Annotated in this window: 21 protein-coding genes and 2 pseudogenes; 5 read left to right on the top strand and 18 right to left on the bottom strand. The window is 32.9% G+C overall.

Annotated elements, in window-relative coordinates; translation table 11 throughout:
• The first annotated feature begins 45 nt into the window (after nucleotides 1–45).
• From FJQ98_RS16935 to FJQ98_RS16925, 3 genes are all read left to right on the top strand, one after another.
• Nucleotides 46–471 (top strand): hypothetical protein, encoded by a 426-nt coding sequence (locus FJQ98_RS16935; RefSeq protein WP_053595612.1) that lies wholly within the window; start codon nucleotides 46–48, stop codon nucleotides 469–471.
• 73 nt (nucleotides 472–544) lie between these two features.
• Entirely contained in the window at nucleotides 545–1552 is a 1008-nt protein-coding gene (locus tag FJQ98_RS16930; protein ID WP_053595613.1) for an LLM class flavin-dependent oxidoreductase, read from the top strand.
• A 265-nt stretch (nucleotides 1553–1817) separates the two neighbouring features.
• On the top strand, nucleotides 1818–2777 hold the full coding sequence (locus FJQ98_RS16925; RefSeq protein WP_053595614.1) for an Rpn family recombination-promoting nuclease/putative transposase: 960 nt from the start codon (nucleotides 1818–1820) through the stop codon (nucleotides 2775–2777).
• A 109-nt stretch (nucleotides 2778–2886) separates the two neighbouring features.
• On the opposite strand, the pseudogene yfkAB (FJQ98_RS16920) reads toward FJQ98_RS16925, so the two are convergent.
• Nucleotides 2887–3765, bottom strand: a pseudogene (gene yfkAB / locus FJQ98_RS16920) (radical SAM/CxCxxxxC motif protein YfkAB); the annotation flags it as partial.
• A 127-nt stretch (nucleotides 3766–3892) separates the two neighbouring features.
• On the opposite strand from yfkAB (FJQ98_RS16920), the gene FJQ98_RS16915 reads away from it, so the two are divergent.
• Both FJQ98_RS16915 and yfkAB (FJQ98_RS16910) read left to right on the top strand, forming a co-directional pair.
• Nucleotides 3893–4498: a recombinase zinc ribbon domain-containing protein gene (locus FJQ98_RS16915; RefSeq protein WP_053595615.1), complete on the top strand. Its 606-nt coding sequence runs from the start codon at nucleotides 3893–3895 to the stop codon at nucleotides 4496–4498.
• 61 nt (nucleotides 4499–4559) lie between these two features.
• Nucleotides 4560–5663, top strand: coding sequence for a radical SAM/CxCxxxxC motif protein YfkAB (gene yfkAB, locus FJQ98_RS16910; protein WP_053595616.1), 1104 nt, complete (start codon nucleotides 4560–4562; stop codon nucleotides 5661–5663).
• A gap of 492 nt (nucleotides 5664–6155) precedes the next feature.
• Here yfkAB (FJQ98_RS16910) and FJQ98_RS16905 read toward each other — a convergent pair.
• The 17 genes and pseudogenes from FJQ98_RS16905 to FJQ98_RS26885 form a co-directional block, all read right to left on the bottom strand.
• Nucleotides 6156–6629: pseudogene (locus tag FJQ98_RS16905) on the bottom strand (peptidoglycan recognition protein family protein); the annotation flags it as partial.
• Complete coding sequence (locus FJQ98_RS16900; RefSeq protein WP_198926908.1) at nucleotides 6629–6910, bottom strand: phage holin; 282 nt, start codon at nucleotides 6908–6910, stop codon at nucleotides 6629–6631. The gene FJQ98_RS16900 and the pseudogene FJQ98_RS16905, both read right to left, overlap by 1 nt.
• A 17-nt stretch (nucleotides 6911–6927) precedes the next feature.
• A complete protein-coding gene (locus FJQ98_RS16895) occupies nucleotides 6928–7374 on the bottom strand; it encodes a hypothetical protein (RefSeq protein ID WP_053595618.1) in 447 nt (148 codons plus the stop codon).
• A gap of 196 nt (nucleotides 7375–7570) precedes the next feature.
• A complete protein-coding gene (locus FJQ98_RS16890) occupies nucleotides 7571–8038 on the bottom strand; it encodes a hypothetical protein (RefSeq protein WP_053595619.1) in 468 nt (155 codons plus the stop codon).
• A 46-nt stretch (nucleotides 8039–8084) separates the two neighbouring features.
• Nucleotides 8085–8372, bottom strand: coding sequence for a hypothetical protein (locus FJQ98_RS16885; protein WP_053595620.1), 288 nt, complete (start codon nucleotides 8370–8372; stop codon nucleotides 8085–8087).
• Nucleotides 8373–8389: 17 nt separating this feature from the next.
• The gene (locus FJQ98_RS16880) at nucleotides 8390–8839 is read right to left on the bottom strand and encodes a hypothetical protein (RefSeq protein WP_053595621.1); all 450 of its coding nucleotides are present in this window, start codon (nucleotides 8837–8839) and stop codon (nucleotides 8390–8392) included.
• 21 nt (nucleotides 8840–8860) lie between these two features.
• Nucleotides 8861–10771 carry a DNRLRE domain-containing protein gene (locus tag FJQ98_RS16875; protein WP_053595622.1) on the bottom strand — a complete coding sequence of 637 codons (1911 nt, stop codon included), beginning with the start codon at nucleotides 10769–10771 and terminating at the stop codon, nucleotides 8861–8863.
• A gap of 30 nt (nucleotides 10772–10801) precedes the next feature.
• Nucleotides 10802–13102 carry a LamG domain-containing protein gene (locus FJQ98_RS16870; protein ID WP_053595623.1) on the bottom strand — a complete coding sequence of 767 codons (2301 nt, stop codon included), beginning with the start codon at nucleotides 13100–13102 and terminating at the stop codon, nucleotides 10802–10804.
• 17 nt (nucleotides 13103–13119) lie between these two features.
• Entirely contained in the window at nucleotides 13120–14067 is a 948-nt protein-coding gene (locus FJQ98_RS16865; RefSeq protein ID WP_053595624.1) for a LamG-like jellyroll fold domain-containing protein, read from the bottom strand.
• Between the two features lie 3 nt (nucleotides 14068–14070).
• On the bottom strand, nucleotides 14071–15258 hold the full coding sequence (locus FJQ98_RS16860; RefSeq protein ID WP_053595625.1) for a discoidin domain-containing protein: 1188 nt from the start codon (nucleotides 15256–15258) through the stop codon (nucleotides 14071–14073).
• A gap of 46 nt (nucleotides 15259–15304) precedes the next feature.
• Nucleotides 15305–16546 (bottom strand): SPRY domain-containing protein, encoded by a 1242-nt coding sequence (locus FJQ98_RS16855; protein ID WP_053595626.1) that lies wholly within the window; start codon nucleotides 16544–16546, stop codon nucleotides 15305–15307.
• A gap of 1 nt (nucleotide 16547) precedes the next feature.
• Entirely contained in the window at nucleotides 16548–17762 is a 1215-nt protein-coding gene (locus tag FJQ98_RS16850) for a discoidin domain-containing protein (RefSeq protein ID WP_053595627.1), read from the bottom strand.
• Between the two features lie 33 nt (nucleotides 17763–17795).
• Complete coding sequence (locus FJQ98_RS16845) at nucleotides 17796–18386, bottom strand: hypothetical protein (RefSeq protein WP_053595628.1); 591 nt, start codon at nucleotides 18384–18386, stop codon at nucleotides 17796–17798.
• A 21-nt stretch (nucleotides 18387–18407) separates the two neighbouring features.
• Nucleotides 18408–19004, bottom strand: coding sequence for a hypothetical protein (locus tag FJQ98_RS16840; protein WP_053595629.1), 597 nt, complete (start codon nucleotides 19002–19004; stop codon nucleotides 18408–18410).
• 94 nt (nucleotides 19005–19098) lie between these two features.
• Entirely contained in the window at nucleotides 19099–19848 is a 750-nt protein-coding gene (locus tag FJQ98_RS16835) for a hypothetical protein (RefSeq protein ID WP_053595630.1), read from the bottom strand.
• Between the two features lie 54 nt (nucleotides 19849–19902).
• Nucleotides 19903–21063 (bottom strand): hypothetical protein, encoded by a 1161-nt coding sequence (locus FJQ98_RS16830; RefSeq protein WP_053595631.1) that lies wholly within the window; start codon nucleotides 21061–21063, stop codon nucleotides 19903–19905.
• A 15-nt stretch (nucleotides 21064–21078) separates the two neighbouring features.
• Nucleotides 21079–21546, bottom strand: a complete 468-nt coding sequence (locus tag FJQ98_RS26885; protein ID WP_053595632.1) for a hypothetical protein — start codon at nucleotides 21544–21546, stop codon at nucleotides 21079–21081.
• Between the last annotated feature and the right edge of the window lie 7 nt (nucleotides 21547–21553).

Genomic DNA, 21553 nt, shown 5'->3' with positions numbered 1-21553 from the left:
TTATGTAGGTGATTGTGTTTTTTGCGTAAAGGGGCGTGATGACATTTGAGTTTAGGAAATCATGTAAGAGTATTTATTTGTGTTGTTTGTATGGGGCTACTTGTCGGATGTGTGTATAATGTCAAAAAAGATATAACTGATAATGAATATATCGATACTGTAAAAGAAGGGTATTTGGGGAATTTTTCAGATGTATCTGTTAGGAATGCATTTAATTACGCATTTTTTGAACCCTATTGGCGATATTATCAGGCAAAAACTGGGGAGCATGTTGTCGAATTATCAGGTGATATTACATTTGAAGATGAAAAAGGACATGCCATTTTACAGTTCGTAGTAGATGAACAAACCGAACAATTTACAGTTTATGCAATGAAATTTAATGATGTCGTATTGAGTCCAGAACAAAACCAGTTGCTTATTGGCATGGTTTATGACACATGGCATGCAAAACGGCTTGCCTATGAGTAAGGTCTTTTGCTTTGTAAAAAGAACTTCCTATATTACAGTAGGGAGGAATGCTTAGACAGAGAGGGTGTTTTCAATGAGATTAAGTATTTTAGATCAAATGCCTATACCAAAAGATCATACTGCTGAGGAGGCCTTTCGGCGTACAGAACAAATAGCGCTCTTAGGTGAAGAGCTTGGCTATCATCGTATGTGGTTAGCGGAGCACCATAATAGCCATTCACTGGCAAGTTCAGCTCCCGAGGTTACAGCGGCTTTCTTAGCAGCGAAAACAAAACGTCTTCGTATCGGTACTGGAGGCGTGATGATGATGCACTATTCTCCATATAAGCTGGCAGAGGTCTTTAAAACATTAAGTGGCTTAGCACCGAATCGTATTGATTTTGGCGTGGGCAGAGCCCCTGGTGGTGACCATGCCTCTATTTATGCACTAGCAGAGGGACGAAGACAGCGTTTTACAGAGCAATACGATAAGCTCGAAATCATTTTAAAACTGATGAATAATCAAAAAACAGGGGAAGATGTCTATGATCAAGTGATAGCGGCACCTGTGAATATCCAATTACCTGAGGCTTGGTTACTTGGATCTAGTGGCCAAAGCGCTATGCAGGCAGGAAGATTAGGTGTAGGTTATTCATATGCGCAGTTTTTCACTGGCAATATGTCAAAGGATATATTTGATACGTATAGAGATTACTTTATACCTTCCTATTATATGGAGAAGCCACAAATTATCGTTACCTATGCGGCGACAGTTGCAGATACGTTAGAGGAAGCGGAATATTTGGCAAAGCCGATTGATATTACACGTCTCCATCTCATGAAGGGACAAATCATTCAAGCGATTTCACCTGAGGAAGCAAAGAATTATCCACTTACGGAGTTGGATAAAATGACAATCGCCAATAATCGAAAAGCTAATCTTGTCGGAACACCGAAGGAAATCGCTGAATTTTTAGTAGCAGAGCAAGAGCAATATGGATTTGACGAAGTGATGCTTAACTGCAACCAATACGCACTAGAAAGTCGCTTGAATACTTATAGGCTACTTGCAAAGGAATTAATAAGAACCCCACTACTTTAGCGGCGGCGGGAGTACTTGCAGAAAGAAGAATTGCTTAATTATTGCTTTAAGTTTTATATTGAACTTACTAATTAGCAAGAGATACGAAGTTTTGGAAATAAAGGAGCTATGTTCAGTTAAGTGAACATGGCTTTTCTTATATAAAATTAGTTGCTTCCGAAGACTTTTAAAGATATTTAAGAGCCAAATACGTTTTTGAAGTTTTAAAGAGGTCTAATAGCACGCCCATGCTATAATAATAGTAATAAAAAAGAGGTGATTCCTGATGAATCGAAAAGCAATACGAAGAATTCCGTTAGAAAAGTTTTTTGATTTGAAGGTTGATTTTGCCTTCAAGCAATTGTTCGGAAATGAAAAAAATAAAAAAATGACAATTGTTTTTTTGAATGCGGTATTAAAGCTAACCGGACGAGATACTATTAAAGAAGTAACATTTATTCAGCAAGAATTGGGCGGTGAATATCAGGACGATAAACAATCTAGGCTCGATATTCTTGTAAAAACACAAAATGATGACTTTATCAATGTAGAAATTCAACTATCCAATCAGCATGATATGACAAAGAGAACGCTATATTATTGGGCAAAAATGTATGAGTCACAACTAGCTAGAGGGATGGGATATAGTGAATTACGCCCAACCATTACGATCAATATATGTAATTTTACAATGTTTAAAGATAATAAATCTTATCATAGTACGTATCATCTTTATGAAGACACAACATTATCGAGGTTAATGCCAGAAGAAGATGTACTAGAAATTCACTTTATAGAAATGAACAAGTTTATTACTCTCTGGCATGAAGAAAAATTAGATGCTCTTGATGACATATTAATTCGATGGTTGTTATTACTTGGTATGGTCGATGGTCGCAAAAAGAAAGTTTATGCAGAGATATATCGTGAATTGGAGGAGTTAGCGATGAAGGATGAAAACTTGCGCGCAGCATTTGATACATGGGAAGAAATCAGTCAATCCCCTGAAACAATTCTTGCTTACCAGTCTCGTTTAAAGTATATCTTAGATGAAGAAGCCCGTTACATTGATGGAATCAACAAGGGAAGAGAACAAGGACTAGAGCAAGGGCGTAAACAAGCGCAAATAGAGTTAGTGAAAAAACTACTAAAACGTCATGAACCGATTGAAGAAATAATGGATTTATTAGGCTTATCGAGAGAAGAAATTGAAAGAATAAAAAGTCTAAATTTACATCAGGAATAAGAAGAAGCAACAGATAATAGCTTAATAGAACATTTATTGTTAAGGCGAAAATTTCATAAATCCTATAAAAAATGTCCAATGCAAATGTATGCATTGGATATTTTTCATTTTACACTATAGCAGAGCCACTAACAAACCCTGCATCTTTATAATACATATTTTTAACAAGGACGTTAGGTCCTAAGCATTTGACTGCTGGACAGTGACAGTTTAGTGATTTCGCTAAATCTGTTGCCATCCATTTATCAAAAATCGCTGGTAATTCGTCGTTCGCAATATTGCCAAGCGCTGGTGTGTCGCCAAAGTCTGTCACAATGACATCACCAGTAAATATATTAACATTTAAGCGTGAGCGACCATCAGGATCATTACGCATCGTCACGTTTTTTTCTTCCCTTAGTCGTTTTAGGAGCTTTTGATCTTCTTCATTCATGCTACATGGATAGAAAGGTAGCGTGCCAAAAAGCATCCAAGTGTTTTTATCACGGACATCTAGTAAATGATGGATCGCATGACGAGTTTCCTCAAGTGATAGAGACGTAAGGGCACTTGCAAAATCTGAAGGGTACATCGGATGCACCTCATGGCGTGCACATTTCATTTCGTTGATGATTTGATGATGGATATGCTCTAAGTATGGTAAAGTTTTTTTGTTTAACATTGTTTCCGCCGATACCATTACACCGTGCTCTGCAAGCATTTTTGAGTTATCAATCATGCGTTGGAACAAAGCTGCACGCTGTTCATAAGTTGGCTTTCGCTCCATCATGGCAAAGCCTGTTTCGACGAATTCATCGATCGTACCCCAGTTATGTGAAATATGTAGCACATCTAAATACGGTGCAATCAGTAAATAACGTTCGGGCTCCATTGTTAGGTTAGAGTTGATTTGTGTTCGCACGCCTCGTCCATGCGCATATTTCAATAAAGGCAATACATAGTTTTGAACGGATTTCTTAGACATCATCGGTTCTCCTGTAGTTACAGAAGATATAAATGGTTTAATAAAAGTAAAACAGGAATTTGATATTAAGGCTAACTATTTTGAAGAAATACGTAATCAAGCAAATATAGTATCAGATGCTTTTGCTGAATTCGCAGAGCAATTCGATAAAATGGCAAATCCAATCAATAACATAATGTTTTTGAAGTCACTTACTCAGAATCAACTGAAAAGAGTAGGCGATAAAAACAAGAAAGCAGTAACAATGTTTAAGACATATTTTATCAATAGATATGATAGTTCGTTTTACATTGCAAATATTGTCATAACAGTTGGGTATAATTACGCAGCAATGTGTTCATTTTTGAAAAAGCATCAGTTGCAATTTGAAGATTTCACAGAGTATTTATTAAACAAATATAATTTAGATTTCGATGAAGATTTAATTGAATACATTTTGAAGAAAAGAATTGGAAAGTTAGATAAAATAGACAAAACAAATATGGAGATGTTATTCAGAAGAAAAATTATTTGTTCTAAATGCGGTAAAATTTATGCTAGGAAGGGAGGTAAAAACGTAAGATACATTTGCTCAGGAAGGTTAAAGTCAAAAGAATTTTGTGATACTGAAGTCTCTACCATACTTGAAAGTGATTTACTGAGACAAATTACTAAAGATACTGGAATTACTGACTTTACAGAAAAATTACTTTCAGCGTTAATTGATCATATCAAAGTTTATGAAAATGAAACTTTTAAGATAACATATAATAACTAACCCTTTATTATCTCCCTAAACTATGCGAAAATTGTATAGCAGAAAGGGAGATTTTTTAATCATGAATACTATATATAAACCGTATGACACATGGGAAAGCTATCATGACATTGAGAAGTATGGAAGACTGACTCTATCAAACATTGAATTTACCACTACTAATTTATGTAACATGAGGTGCGCTCATTGTGCTGTTGGTTATGCACTAACAACAAAAGAAGCAAATTCACTTCCAATAGATGATATTATTAGACAATTAGATGAAGTTGAAACTTTACGTACAATGAGTTTTACTGGCGGAGAGCCATTGCTTACTAAGAAGGGGATTAGAGATAATTTATTACCACTTTTGAAGTATGCTAAAGGCAGAAACATTAAAACTCAAATCAATTCAAATTTAACATTACCTATGGATCACTATGAATTGGTTGCACCATATTTAGACGTTATGCATATTTCTCATAACTGGTGTAATGAAGAGGAATTTGTCGAAACAGGATTTGCAATGATGGATAGAAAACCTCCTGTACAAAAAAGAGCGGAATTATACAGAAACATTTTAGATAATGCTAGGGAACTTTCAAAAGGTGGAATGTTTGTATCAGCAGAGACTATGTTGAATCGCAATACAGTCCCTTATCTTGAGAAGATTCATAATGAAGTAGCTAGTGAAATGCTTTGTAAAAGGCACGAAATTCATCCTATGTATTCAAGTGACTACGCTGAAAACTTAGAAACTATAGGATTAGATGAATATAGAGATACAGTCAATAACATACTTGACTTTAGAAATGAAAACATTTGGGTATTATTCGGTACATTGCCATTCTATGCTTGTAGTTCTGATAAGCGTGATTTAGCTTTATTAGAAAGAATTAATGGAACTCCAAATACAACTATTAGAAACGATGTTGATGGAAGATCACGAATGAATTTAAATATTTTTTCAGGAGATATTTCTGTATCAGATTTCACTGATGATGGGGCAGCATTGGGTAATATTAAAGAGGAATCATTGAAGAATATTTATGATAAATGGTTGAATACTAATATTTCTAACAGTATTAACTGTCATTGTCCGTCTGTTAAATGTTTAGGTTCTAATATTATAGTTAAAAACATGTACTATCCAGACAAAACTTTTAAAAGTGGTTCTGTAAAATAAATATTAAGAGAAAGCTATACTCACATTTTCTATAAATTATTAAAGAAAAAAATCCTATCCGTAATATTAGTTGGATAGGGATTGATTTTGTGTTAATTTGACCTTTTATGATATGTATTTGATTAGAATGCTATTTGTACATCATGCTCATATATGTAATATTAACTACTTACTAAACTTCTTAGTATTAAATTGATCCATACGATGAATCATTGTTGATACTTGTTCGCGAGTCACATAGTCTAGTAGGCTTTGTTGTTAATTACTACGCTGTGCAATGATAAGCTTCAATCCTTCATAATCACCGATTGTCATAGTTCCAGTGTCAAATTTATCCAACCATGACTTATCAATTAACTTTTTATCTATTGTTTGTTTAATGTGATCACGTACTGCTGCTTTAGTTGTCTCATTCGTAAATTTCATTTTATCATCATCCTTTTCTGTCACTTCATTTTTGTTATTCATTGTATCTTCTATACGTTTCAAGAAACTATTCCAACGTTCCTCACTTAAAATTCGATGAGGACATAATTTACCTGACCAATCTTGGTGTTTTTTTACTCGCTCAATACCCCAACCAAATTGCTTTAATAACTTAGCGATGTATTGGACAGCATTTTCTTCAGCGATTGTGTAACGAGCACCGCCACTTTTGCTGTAGCATATTTCAACACCAATAGAAAGGCGATTACCTTTAGTTAGAGCGTCAGGATCATTAACTCCTCCGCCATCCCCACAATGCCAAGCATTACGATCGAAAGGAATAGCTTGAATAACCTCTTTGTCGTCCACAGCGACATGATAGGACACCTGATTGTTATTACTAATCATGTACGAAATTTCGTTAGCTGCAGGTGCATCATTGGCTGTATTGTGTACTGTGATGAATTTAGCATTCATAGAATAAGGACATTTGATGCTATATTTGCTAGAGGATACTAAGTTTTGTTTAATTATTACCATTAAATATCATCTCGCTTCGGTTTGACATACGTTAAAGCTTTTTTAGAATCACTTAAATTAGCTGTAGTAGGGTCTAGAATAGCGTTATATGTACTTACTCCAATTAAAGCTAGAACGTATGGATTAGAAACTGCGTCTACAACTAAATACCATACACTTCTCCAAGTAGTTAGATCTGCTCCAGTAATTCCATAGTAGGCAAATAGAGGAGTAATTATCGATAATCCTAATGTAATCCAAAATTGAGGATTATTTTTTCTTACCTTCCAGTTGATTTTCAAATTTATCAATTCCTTTCTTATAGTCCTAATTTAAAAAGTATCCAAGCACCGACAATTACAGTTGGAATCATGATCCACCATAAAAGATACTTAGATAAAATTTCATTGAATGATATTGTTCCTTTGTTAGTTTCAACTTTCAAATCCTCCTCAATACCATCAACACGTTTACCAATAGTTTTAACATTGTTTTGTAATTCATCTTGAGACATATTTAATTTAGTCAAATTGATATTGATGTTATTGAATGTTTCATCCATTTTGTTTAATTGTCTTTGCTGATTTTCGTCCATTTTATTTAGTTGTATTTGTTGATTTTTATTCATTTCTTGCTGCTGTTCAGATACAACTGTCAAACGATAAAGTAACTCTTTATCTTTTTCCATATTAGAAAGTCTATTGTCTTGATTTTTTAATTCTGTTTCCACGCTTGCCAATCTTTCACCAAGCTTTTCATTTTCCAATTTAATCACCGACTTTTATCAAAATAATAAAAGAGTAGGGGAGGGATTAACTCACACCTACTCTAAACTGAATTTCCTGATTCACTTTTAATTTGATGCATTTTAATACACTTTTATTACTTTTATACGTTATTTATTCGTATTATATGTATAGTTATACACTTATTTTTAGATAAAATGTGTATATTATTAAACGTTACCGAATATATTCACTAGTACCGCTGAAATTATCTACGTCTGATTTTAATTCATCAATTAATTTATCAATACGTTCACGTAAAGTAATTTCATATAAATTAGCTACATCTTCCACGTTCTCATTATATTGACTCTTAGAGAAGGATTTTGTGAATGGTAATTCTTTAGGGAAGTACTTGAAAGAATCACCGATATTCAACAAAACTTCTTCGCGTTCAGTAGGAGTTGAAACTTCATTAAAGGTAGGGTTATCAGAATCATCTAAAACAGGGTCTCCTTTTTCATCTACAATTGGAACTTTAGTGATTATATTTTCAATAATCTTCTTAGTAAATTTACCTCCGACATTTAAAACTTTTTGACCTCGATCTGATACTGCTTCAATAAATTCTGGTGACTGTTCTACAACTTCAAATGTAACAGAGTAAACATTCTCTTTGATATCCTTAATTACACGGTATTTCATAAATAAATTCCTCTTTTCTAATTTTTATAATTATGTATTTTTTAATTTAACACTTAGAATTACTAGTAACATCTTCAATCATAATTTCTTTCACCATTCTTTGTAAAAGTCGAATATACTCAAGCATTTCTTTTTGTTCATATCGTTTGGTAATAGTATTGCTTAGACGCTCATCATGCAAAGTAATTTCAATGTAGTGTTCAATTTCTTCTTTTCCGTTTATTTCTACTTTCTTCACAACAGGAGTAATTACTTGATAAACATCTTTCTCGATTGGAACTTTAGCAGATTGAATTGTTTCATTATAATTTATGTATTCTACCTGAACTGTCATTAAATCACCTCCTTTAATTAGTCTTCAAGTAAATATATTTCTTCAAATATTTCACAGAATCTATCATACAGAACTGCCTTTTGACCAGTAAACTCTAAATCACAGTTTAAGATTATATTCTGTAAAGTTTTAAGCATTTCAATTTTATCTACGGTTTCTTCAATAATAAAATCCTCATCCATCATCAGCATAATTTGCATTTGTGCTTCTTTTTCTGCATCAATAGAAGGGAATATAACAATCATTTCCTCTCTATCATTTATCACTTTTGTTTCTGTAACTATATCTCCTTTATCATCTTTAGAAGCATAGTCATTAATTAATAGTTGTCTTTCTTTTTTTATTAATTCTATTTGATTATCTAATAAACTAATAAAACGTGTTCGCATTCTAGATTCTTTACCTTTTAAAATTAAATTGAACAAAAATGATTGTAATTCTCCAATTTCGTAATTCTTCATCATCATAATTATCTTTCTCCTTTTTCTTTACATAATAAACGCATATCCTGATACTTTACCGTTTACAGTAATTATTGTATGGATGTTGTCTACAGTTAAAATACGTGGCTCAATAGTTACTAAAACTTCAGATTCATCTCTGGTTGGAACAGTAATATCAATAAGTATGTTTGGCTTAGAGATAGTAATTTCAGCATTAATCTGACTAATAGCGTTAATATTGATTTCAGTATGAATTTGACTTGTAGCATTTGAAGTTATCTCAACTAATATATCATCTGTAAAAACAACAAAAATTTCGGAATTTGTCTGGCTACCATCATGTGCTCTAACTTCAATTTCTGTTTCAATATTTTGTTTAGAGACGCAAATTTCGATTGGAATATCACTTTTAATATTAGCTTCAATTTCAACTAATATATCACTAGAATAAGTAACATAAATTTCAGCTAGAGTATCAGGTTTACTTACTGTTATCTCAGCATATAAGCTGCTATCTGACTTAACTCTTGGTGTAATTTCAGTGTAAACTGATTCACGACTTACAATAAGCTCAGTTAGTATCTCATTAGAGTGAACGTCATTTGCTTCTATTTCTACGTATATATCACTTGAATCTTTTATTGGTACAGTAATTTCGACATTTATATCAGGTTTACTAATGGATATTGTAGATATAAATTCAGAATGATCTTTTCTCATACAAGAAATTTCAGTTAGCACATCTGGTTTACTTACCGTAATTTCAGCTATAACTTTGTCATCTTTATCTTGTAGTCTAACGTCAATAGTGGTAGGTATATCACTCTTATCAGGAATAGCCACTGTCAATTCAACAGGAATGAATTCTTTAGTAACTGTAATTTCAACAACTATGTCCTCATCCAGAGGAAATTCTTTTCTATGTACATAAATAGTTGCTTCTCTGTCTGATGATTCATAGGTTGATCCTACAGTAATTTCAGTAAGTTTATCTGATTCACCATTTTTATAAACAAATAGTTCTGTTATTACATCGCTTCTGCCAGTGCTGAAAATTCTAGAATCGTAATAATCCACAATTAATTCTGGAGGTAGTGATGATTCTCTTGTTTTAAAAGTTACGGAATTATTAGAGGTTTCTACTGATGTGCGAATTATGAATCCATTATTAGCTTGTTTTAATGATACCCAGTCTTTAACAATATCGAATACATTGAATTCTATAAATTTTAAATCTTCATTGATAGTAAACTGATTCGAAATTAACTTAATAGGAGTAGGTCTATTTAAATTAGTGATACTGTATTCTGACCATTCTCTATCTGCATTAAGTATTTCTAAAACGACATCTTTTGAAATTACGCCATCATAATGCAACCTTAATTTAGCGTCAGTTAAAATATAGGACGAATGAGTAAACTTTAAATCAAATTGTACAAATGAACGCCAAATATCATCTTCACTACGTCCAACAATCATAGATTGGTAATCACCATAGTTAATAGATTGATATTCTAATTTTTCACGAGTAAATGCGTCCTGAGTAGGATTAAAGATGTCTGTGACGATAGGTGGCTGTTGTATATCATAAATGGCTGACATTCTATTATGAGGAGGTATTTCGATTTCCACTTCAATGAAATTATGTATGTAAGGTTGTATCTCTGTTACAATATCTGAGTTACCACGATAGACGATATTTATATATGTTTCTTTTTCGCTGATACCAAAAGCTCTAGGTGTTATTTCAGTTACAACATCTGAATTTTTAAACTGTTTTACAGTTATCTCTGTTAGAACATCTTCATTTCCAATTGCATATAATTTATACTTTGCTTTAAATCTATTATTTGGTTTAACTTCATATTCAATTTTTATGAAAGATGAATTTTCAATAGGTTCAATTAATATTCCATCTTCATTTGATTGAGAGGAATTGTTTTTTATTTCCTCCATATAACCACATCCAATCACATTGTATTGTGATTAGGCTTTATCTGCTCTCACGATAATGTCAAATGAACCGTTAGCGTCAGGCGTTGCGCCTAATTCTGTTTTTAGTCTAATGAAGAATGACATTTCTTCGTTATTTTGAAGTGTCCTATTCAGCTTTAACTCAGGGTAGGGGATAAATGGAGTTAAATTCTCACTAAATTCCATTGCCATTCCTGTAGGGAAATTAGATGTATTTGCGGATAAATGAATATCCTTAACATCATAACCATATTGGTTTTTCAGTATTACTTCATGTTCGATAGTGGTTTGACCTGCAATAATGACACCGAAATCAAGATAATTTAATACTTCTCCAATCTCACTAGAGAAATATTGACCGTACACATCTTTAAACATAAGACCTGAATATGTACCGATAAAGCTAGTTTGCCAATAATCAGTAGTGCCAAAAAAATCTTGAAACTCTACTTTTAAGGTATTCCAATCGTCAATCTTAACATCTTTACTACCAATAATTAATTCAATGTTTTGAGGTGATTCGCCTAGTTTAGTGAAACTTCCATCAGTAGGGTAGAAGTGTCCACCATTTAGCAGTACACGATATTGAACACGTGTTAAGTCAGGATCACTTAGAACGCCTTTGAGAATGTTACCATTAAATTCAATATCAATTTTTGCAGTAGTATTTATGATGTAAAGGCTCGTGTCCTTAATAATTGTCGTATTTCGAGGAAGGTAATCTTGGTAAGATACACTTTCAACAACTGAAACAATTGTGTCACGAGGATTGTCTTTAAGGAAAACGCCTATATTTAAATACTGTTTTCCCCAAGTTCTCCATTGTTTATCAGTGATGCTATTTAACTCATGATAATTCATACCATTTTTAAGAATTGCTTCTTCTGTTGAGGTGTCTGCTGCCGTGTATGTTTGCTTTGATTTATCCCACACATACCATTTAGAATTATCTTCTCCTGTAATAAAGTATCTAGCCTCATCTCGGTATGATTGAGAAATATCATTAACAAAAACATCGTCTAAATAACCGTATAGGCGTTTGGGATTCACTAATTTAATGAATTGAGGCTTAGGTATAGCCGTCACTTCAAGTGTTCTCTGAGCAGTATCAGGGGATTCGTCAGTCCATGTTACCACTTCAAAGTCACTTTCTAACTCATCAACAGGAGACCAATTTGCATCCAAGATTAAATCAGCATTTGTTACAGCCTCATCATCTGTATAGTAAAGAACTTCTACTTCATCGCCAAACTCATCATGGATATCAAACGGTTCAGTGCTAGTTGATACTACAATATCCTCTGTAGACTCTGTATAAGCCACTATAGTAGGTAAATCACCGATGTAGTCATACACTGAATAAGGTTCAACGCCTGTTTCTACTACTATTTGTGAAGTATCTGAGTCTGTGTAATAAATCATTTGTGGTGTATCGCCTAATAACTCTTGAGCTGTGAATGATTCTTTATTTAATACAGCATTAGCAAACTGCTTATTTTTAAAATCTGTCCACATCATTAAGGACTTATTACCAGATAGCTCTTTCCACTGTGGTTCTGTTATCTGTGATAATTGAGACATACCATATTTAATAAAATTGTCTTCTGTTGGTGTAGTAGTTTTCCATGAAGCACCATCATGATATTTATATTGTGAGTTGTGTTGTACTAGGTATTTATCAGGAATAGGGGAGATTACTCTATCATAAATTTCTATATTGTCTATATATCCATTAAAAAAGTTTGTTCCACTACCATTTCTACTGACTCTCAAATTAGTAGAGTGATATATCAAACCGTTCAATTCAATAGTTGACACAGGGCTTGTCAAATCATTTAGATATAATTTTACAAGATTGCTATTTTTATCTTTTTCCACTAAAAAATCATACCACTCATTCACTACAATAGAATATGGTTGAATGATAGTGTTTTGACCTGTTATATAGTTAGTGCCATCACCAGCTACAAACAATACTTTGGAGTCATAAACTTCTATTCTAACACCTTTCCCTCTCGTACCATCATTTTGAGTGGTCATTATAGTATTAGTTCCAGTATTTCTTACCATAAATTTAAATCTAATAGCAAAACTGTCAGTAAAATTCAGAATAGGATTATTAAATTCTACATACTGATTAGTACCATTAAAATTCATAGCACTTCCTTGACCATTCCATCCTGTCACACGAGTAGGAGCGTTATACAAAGTACCTGTATATCCACCTATGGAATCCATTGCATTACCACTGGGCTCGTCAAAACCTATAAAATGTTTTCCATAAGCTTTTAAATTGTCCTTACTGTTAGCCATTGTATTGACCTCCTTACTTAATAATTATCCTCTATGTTAATTGTTTTAAAATCTGTCGATAAAGGAATAGTAAATACTTTATTTGAATTTAATGCTGCTTGAGTGTTGCTAACTAACTCATATTCAGTTGTAGCTTTGGTTAAATCAACTGGCAGTCTATCTGTTGCCGAGTCTATTTCTTTTATTATTCTGCCTTGAGTTAACAGTGTATTTTCTTCTATATTTGGAATTTCTTTTATACGATTCATAGTAGATGGTAGAGTAATATTTTTATTGTCTGCTGTTTTTATTGCTAAACGCTTTTGTGTAAAATCGGAAGGAGAAAGTGCTTTATTGTAAATTTGTAAATCGTCAATTTGTCCAGCATACCATCTAGTTGTAGCTCCAGCAGACCTACCTAAGTTAAAATTGGGATAGGTGTGACCATCATTAGCAAATTGAGACCTTAATACTACAATTGGTTTTGTCATATCGTCTATAAAAATATGCACTAATGAATTAATCTTACCATCCCATGATAGAAACATATCATGCCATTTTCCATCATTAAAATTATCAGGAGAGTTATAAAAGAAGCAGAACTTATTACCAGCATTAGTCCATCCAACATGAATTTTTCCATTATTTATTATGCCAATAGACATTCCTTTTTGTGTGGTATAGGAACTTAAGGTTGATAACAAGTACATATCTGTTGCTCTAACTACATCACATTTAAACTTAAGTCTAATAGCCACTTCAGTAGAAGGCATGAGTGCGTTTTTGCCTGTAGTTTGAGTCATCACGCTAGAAGTACCATTAAATAATGCGGAATGACCTGAACCATTCCATCCCTCTGGTCTTTGGATATTAATCATTTCTCCAACATAACCATTACCTAGTTTGTCATATGTGTTTCCACTAGGCTCATCAAAACCAAACCATGCAACACCATATTGTGCCATTAATTGTTCTGTTGTTGCCATTTATTACACCTCTCTTTTAAATCCATATATTAACTCACCTATATTTGAATATTCTGTAAACCCACCATTGCTTAAAATATTTAATCTCAGATATCTATATTCATTGCTATTATTTACAGTAAAAACTCTCTCTTCTAGGAATGACCATTTAACTTGATTGTTAAATACTCCTAAAAGACTGTATGTTGAATCATCATTAGAGCCGTACAACTCAAAGTCTTTTGGCATAGCCTTTGTGATTGCATCTGTAGAACCATCTCGACAAGTCATTTTAAAAATGTTTATAGGCTTTTTTTGTCCTAAATCTAATTTTAACCACCCTATCGTAGTATTGGCTACTGTTAGCCATGCGTTGACATTAGTAATACCATCAAAAGCTCTCCAAGCTTGATATGTTGTATTGTATTCACTGCTTGCACTAGCTATAAATGGGGCAGGGATATTATTGGCTGTCATATTAGTGCTATACCATGTATAGATAGGTTTGTTATCGCTCTCTTCTACCTCCTTAATACTCAAAGTATTAATTTTACCAATATTCTGCGTAAACACTTTTCCACTCACATTGACAACTGGTGATTCATTAACACAATCATGTTTAGTAAAAGGCACATCTAATTGAATCTCTTTATCTTGTTCAATACCATGTAAAATCATGTTTTTATCTGAGCTGTTAGGAAGGTGAATAAGAGTGTTATCTGATAAAGAGTACAATTCACTTGTTGTTGGATTTTTCAAAGCTAGTTTCTTATAAGGGAATCTAAATTCTCCACTCTCATTAATATCAACAGCATCCAACACTATATCGCTAAAAGTGACACCTTTTTTTATTTCTACTTTGTGAAATTCATCTTCTAGTCCTTGAACGTCTAATAAAAGCGCTTGACCAACAAATTGCGAGTTTGGTACATTGATACCAATAACATGTATATCACCATCTATATTCACGGTCGAATCTATTGATTGTGTAGAATATGCACTTCCAGTTACCCTTAAACTTGTTCCCTTAAAGTAGAAGAGTAAGTTGCTACTTGTAGAGCTTAAAAAGATAGCTGTACCATTGTAATAATAAGACTCAAATAGCTTTCCATAGTCTCCATTTATTTTAAAAATATCATCACTAACCAGTGGAATATCATATCTTTTCCATCCACTTTCAGGAGAGGCTAAAGCTTGACCAATTGTTGCCATTTAATCATTCCTTTCTTATTATATTAAGAAATATAAAAACTCAGCACTAATTAAAACTAATGCTGAGTGGTTTTCTATCTAATTGAGTCGTCCATAATCCTTCTGAGTTTTTAGATGATTCCTCTTGTAGAATGTATTTTTGATTAGTATATATACTATGCAGCTCTTTTATTTCATTTTGACCATAACTAATAAAATTGTTTCGTGATATAACTGGAATATCATTGACGATATGTTCAATATAGCCGAAAGCAATCTCTGCTATAGAAACCCTGGAGAATCCATAATTGCTTTTTATATAAAGTCTATAATATAGATAGTCTACAATCTTGCCCATATAAAATAATTGATAATAATCTAACCATTGAACGTCATTATAGGTTTTTATATCTGCCCAATCATTTCCATTGTCAGAGCCTTGCAATGTAAAATTTTTTAATCTAGCAGTCTCATTTCCTCCATTGATATGATACACATAAAATGCATTTACTTGCTTTTTTTCACCATATTTAATTTGAATCCAACAGGGGAACTGATTATCTGATGAAGCCCAATTGTTATTGGCTCCAGATGATACATTAGTAATGCCATCAAAAGCTTTCCACGCAGGAAATGTGGTAGAGTAAATACTGCTAGCTGTAGCAACTAATGGAGAGGGAGCAGTATTAGAAGTCATTTTAGTTTCGTACTGAACATTAATTGACTCTAACGAGTATGTTTTACTATTAGATCGAAGCAGTATTTTACTTTGCTTATTGTAAGCCATATATCCTTTTGGAATTGTATATTTAAATGATGTTGCACCAAAGTTGACTGTATTCGTATTTCCTACTGAACTACCACCACTACTCACAGCAGGATAAACCTCGCCCAAGAGTTTAATATTGGTGTGTGAAATGCCTAGAAACACTCCATTTTTATAAAATCCTAATGTGTCATTATCTAAATCTAATGCTACACCTATAGTATCTCCTGCTTTATAAGAAGAGCTGTAGGCTGTATTCTCAGGATATTTATTGCCATCAGCTGAATAAATATATCTAACATTATCTCTCGTGGCTAGGACGTCTGCATTTAAATCTACTTTTGAATTGACAATACCTACCATACCACCATTTGTGTTTAATGCATCAAGATACACTTCCCAATACCATTTGCCAGTAATTTTTCCTACAGTAGCTCTTACTGTCTTTGTTCTATTTGGTATAATAGCAGTTAAATTGTCATTTGATAGTGTTACAGTAGTGCCCTTGTTTATGGTATCCCATGTTATAGGGACTGTTGTCATATCACTTCACCTCAGTTCTTATACTTCTAATATCAAAATATTTTTTCAAGTCAATTGTCTTACTAAATACCTTTCCTTCCTCACTCAATAAAATTTCATTTTTATTAGACATCGCCATAGGTTCTAAAACTGTAATTTTACGGTCAAATAGAGGAGATAACGAATCCACTCCTTGCTCTAGGAATTGTTGTAGAGTAGGAGTGGTAGTGCTCACTGACATCCAATTGCTGCCACTCTCAGATACTGCTGTTCCTTCAAAACTCATCATTAAGGCTGTTGTATTATTTAGTGTAGTTGGAAATGAATCTCCTGAAGCATCGTACCTACCAAACACTGTCCCATTAATATAATGGTTTGATGAAACCATTGATATCGGAATGGTTGTAGGAGTTTTATATCCATAGATGTTTGTGCCATAAAACCCAATTAAATAGTCTTTATTTTTTAGCAATTCTACATCTGAAATACTTATATAATTCCAACCCTTTGTGATACTTACAGGCATTGAAAATACTAGTTTTTGGGAGTCTTTTTCATATATCTTAAGAGTTAAACTATTAGAACCTTCTGTTTTGTATCCTATTTTTTGCAATATAAAGTTACTATCAAATTTTATATGATTTACTCTTGTGACTGCTGAAGTTGTAGATAGAACTAAATCATTTTCTGGCATTTCTAAAGAATCGTGCTTATACTTAGAATCCCATTTCTTATACTCACCATCATTTAAAATAAGTGTTTTATCAATAGGTTCAAATCCATTATATCCAAATAATATTCTTCCAATTGTAGTTAGAGTGCTGTTAGGTGTGTTAGTAATACGCACTCTAATAAATTGATAAGCATCATCGTTCTCAAAAGTAAGTTCGATAACATCAGTCCAATTTAATGAGCCTGTATGGTGTAAAACATTAAATGTTAAATCATCATTTGAACCTTCAATATATATATAAGATGGATGATAAGCTAAAGCTAAACCTGTGTTTTTCCACATTCTTATCTTGTTAACATTTTTAGGTTCTCCAAAGTTTAATTTTATCCAAGAGCTACTTCCTGCTCCATTGAAGGTAGCAGATTGCCAAGTGTTTACTGTAGAGTCTCTAAATGATAGGTAGGATGGTCTTGCACTATTTGAAGAACTAGCACTAGCAACTAATGGTGCAGGTGAAGTATCAGAAGTCATATTAGTTTCATACCATAAATTTACTATAGGCAAATCATTTCCTCCTTTTATATTAAAGTCATTTTATTATTTATCAATAGATACTTCTAAACTATCAATCCTCAACCATTCATTACGAGTGATTTTTTTACTGTGTAAACTTCCTGTATCTGACCATTTTGAATCTAAATTCATATCATATTGATACTCACGCTTTAGTTTAATGTCATTAAACTTTTCAACAAACTCATTATTCTCAAAATCTGAATTTGAAATTACAAAGTGGTCAGTAACAAATCCTGCAAATATATCAATTCTCACTTGAATATATTGTTTAGTTTCAGACTGAATAGCCCCATCTTCCGCAATAGCGATCCAATCCGACCAATTGTAGCCATCATCTGATACTCTTGTTAATACAGCGATTGAACTTGATCCATTATTTATATTATTTGTAAACACTTTGTCAAAGTCCTGAAATTTATCTTCGAGATTAATAACATCTGAAGTCCAAGAGCCTTCTTCTACATATATAGATTTTCCACTACCATCAATATCAGTTTGAGCTAATCGTAAGAATCCTGTAACTTTATCAATCTCTGTGTTATTGTGAGTTCCTGAAACACCAATAGGTAATCCTATCTCTTTCTTTTCTAAATTACCACCTACAGTTGACATAGAGTGCACTCCTTTCTTGAGTTATTTAATAGTCCAATTAATTTGACCTGACACATTAGCTTCTAATGGGGCATAGAAGCGTTCTACTTCAATCCCTCTAGATTTAAAAATTATATGACCATTCAAATTTTTATTGGATGTCAATTTAACTTCAATGAATGCACTTTGATTAAAGGGGAGGGATACTACTGGTTGGAAGAATAATTCCACATCATTTTTATTGTAAATTGTTTTATATCCGAAATTAATCGATTCAATATTAGTATTTTGTAACCCTTGTTTACTACTAAAATCAGTAGATGCTATTTTATATGTAATAAGGTCTTTGTCTCTAAAGTTTGATGTTAAATAATATGTTTCTCCATTTTCATCTTCATAGCCAATTTCTATTCTTCTACCATGTAAATAGAATGAGCCATCAGACATCTCAAAGAAAAACTTCAATCTTTGACCAAACAAACCGAAACGTATAACCTGACTTTTCTGTATTAAATAAAAATCATTTTTTTTATGCGTAAGTAGGTCATACTCAGCATAATTTTTACCATTTGCATAATCAGCATTCCAATTAAAAGGGATGCCAATTGCTTGTAAATTATTTGAATTTGAAAATATCATTTATATGCACCTCATTGTATTGAGTATTTTTAATTAAAAAAATAGGGAAGAGGAATAATCCTCTAACCCTAAGTTGTATTATGTATTTTATTAATTAAACGTACGAAAAAGTTGCTCTTTTAAGTAATGTGTTCTTCCCCGCAGAAGCATCGATAGGAACTTTTGCAAATACAGTAACTTGTACAAAGTTTCCTCCTGCTAAATTTGCATTACTGCCATCGGCTTTAGTGTTGTTTGCTAGCCCTAAAATTTCTTTTGCGTTTGGTTTTTTATCAATTTTAATAGCAACAAATTCGACTCCATTATCGAATACAGATTTTCCTTCTTCAGTAAGCCAACTTGGTTCAGTTGCACCTGTTTCACCTGCATTGACAGCTTTGTAAATAAAACCATTATCAACAGTAGGTTTAACATACGCATCTATAGTTAATTTAGTTTCTTTTATCCATACTGAAGCTGTACTTGAATGAATATTTGTAGTAGTTCCATTTGTACCTAAAAACTTCGTACCGGATGGATTTTCTGTCCCAACTCCACCTTTGCCGACAGGAGTGAACACTTGTTCATTTAGACTATCAACCCTAGCTCTAAACCAGTTATCACGAACTGCCTCTACAATATTGCCTGCACTACTACCATCACCACCATTACGATCACGAGTAGTAAATTTAACATCTTCCATTTTTGAACAGTCTTTTGTACCTCCACGATTATTCCAGATAAAGTATGTTTTCTGAGGAGAGTCTGAAAATGCATCTACCGTACCATAGTTAACTGTAGTTTTTACTTCTGTAGCTGTAGTATTTGTACCTTCGTACCAAGAAACTATAGGTCTTTCACTCATTAAAATTCCTTCTTTCTTATGTATTTATTTAAATAATAGTCATCTTTTATTAAATTAATTTAGAGAGTCGTTCAATGCAATTTTCACATTCACAGTTAAAGTTTGAGCATCGACATTAAAAGAAGGGACGTATAATCTAAATACATCACCTTCTTTAACTTTTGTATTAATTAATTTAAATTCTTTATTGTTGCGATGGTTATCTGCATCAATTGTTAGTGGGTTGTCTGTAACATCAACCCAATCTTTAAAATTCGAGGATTTCTGTATTTGAACTGGAGTAGGTTGTTGTCCTTTAAAAGAAACCTTTGCTTTAACATCGATTATTTCACCATCCCATTCAAACTCAAACTCTGGGTCTTGCACGCCTTGTAAAACATCTTTTGGAATAAAGAATACAATTGCTCTTTCATTAACAAATTTAGTTATATTTTTTACTTTGGTAAATTGTTCTTTGCTCATCAATCCATTAATAATTTCACTTGCAAGTGGGACATTTCCACCAAGAGCATCAATAGGAGTCCATTCTTTTCCGTTCCATCTATAACGTATACCTGTATCAAATACTTGAGTTGTCCATCCAACCTCAGGGTAGGGGAATTTACTAGCAATTTCATCATATGTATTGACGTATGGCTGATAGATTAAGACTGTTGTTTCATAACCGTCCTTAACTAACTCTGCAGCATCATTAGCTTTTTGAGTAGCAATCAATGCTTGATCAGTTGCATGATTTGAATTATTTATAGCAATGACAAGATTGTTCAAATACTCTTCGTAATTATCCGTTCTATCAATTAATTCTTGAACTTGTGATTTGCTTTTTTCTATGATTTCATGCAGCGTCTCTGTCGAATCAGATCCATCGTAATGTGCAATTCGAGTAGAAGGGTAGAGGATTAAACCTCTTCCTTTATATACTATTGACATTGTTTCAGCTTCTTTTGACACATGAAAGTAAACAAATCCATTTGTGTAATCTACGTAGAATTCATTTTTATCTAAGTTGTACTTCATAAACTTATCGTAGTTAATTTCAAACATACCTGTGATCCTTACCCTAAACATCTCATCAGGAATTTCTAATAAAAAGACACGTTGATTCACTACACGAACAATATCTAAACGGTCTATAAATGGATCATTTGGCAATCCACTACGCCATAAGATATGAATAGGATTATTAAATTCTAAATAATTTATAGGTAGTGACAATTTATCACCTTCTTTCTATCCTCCAATATAAACATTAGCACTGAACCCATCTTTTACAGTTGTACTAGTATTTGCATGTGTTTGAATTGTAGAATCTTTAGTTGCTACTAAAACTCCGCCAATATAAACATTTTTACTGTTTCCACTGGACACTTTTCCATTAGCATTATTATGCTGTCCGCCTGCATAACGTTCATTCGATGACAGGCTATAAGAATCCGATTCAACTGTACTGTCTCCAAGTAGAGCAGGATTTTTCCCTTGAATAAATACATTGGATTGTTTTGCTTTTACAGTTCCATTAATCGTAGCGTTAGCACTATAGCCTCCAACCCAACTATAGACAGGTTCACGATTAGTACAATAGCCATCATCGTCCCATGATGTACATTGAGTACCTGTCTGAATGTATCTTTCAGTACTAATGTGAGAGTTAGCAGTTGATTGATTTATAGATGCTCCATTTAGTGTAATCAAAGCCATATAATAA

It is taken from the genome of Lysinibacillus agricola (assembly GCF_016638705.1).
GTDB classification, from domain to species: domain Bacteria; phylum Bacillota; class Bacilli; order Bacillales_A; family Planococcaceae; genus Lysinibacillus; species Lysinibacillus agricola.
The sequence above is the reverse complement of the archived record's forward strand: the minus strand, read 5'-3'. Positions and strand labels throughout refer to the sequence as shown.